General features: G+C 53.5%; 1 protein-coding gene. It reads right to left on the bottom strand.

Going from position 1 to position 370, the window contains the following annotated elements:
• Positions 1-160 precede the first annotated feature (160 nt).
• On the bottom strand, positions 161-370 hold a 210-nt coding region (locus AC1RPR_RS08485), incomplete at its 5' end, for a hypothetical protein (RefSeq protein ID WP_481763512.1).

A 370-nucleotide genomic window follows, 5' to 3' on the forward strand; every position in this document is an offset into this window, starting at 1 on the left:
GCAACACGCAGCGCGGACAGCATAATGTCGCCTTTGAAGTGGGGGTCACGTCGAAGCTGGATCAGTGCGGCGAGAAACAGGCCGCGCGAATCGGCACCAGCATGAGCAAAACCCGGCACCCGGGGTGCATCTTCCGGAACGTATTCGTCTTGAGCGTCGATCATTTGTAACCCCGCTCGCGGCGGCTGACAATTGCAAAATCTTCCAGAATTTCTCTAGCCTTCGGTTGAAACGACCTCGGCAGATCGGACCCGATGTCTATCACGATCTTGAATTGCTTAATGTTGTTGTCACCTTTGGGCTCGTGCTTGACATCCAGAGACTGGATACTGGAAATCAACTCGTTAAGCAATTCGGTGTCGTTCAGTCG

It is taken from the genome of Dellaglioa sp. CoH-57-MRSF-22 (assembly GCF_056781895.1).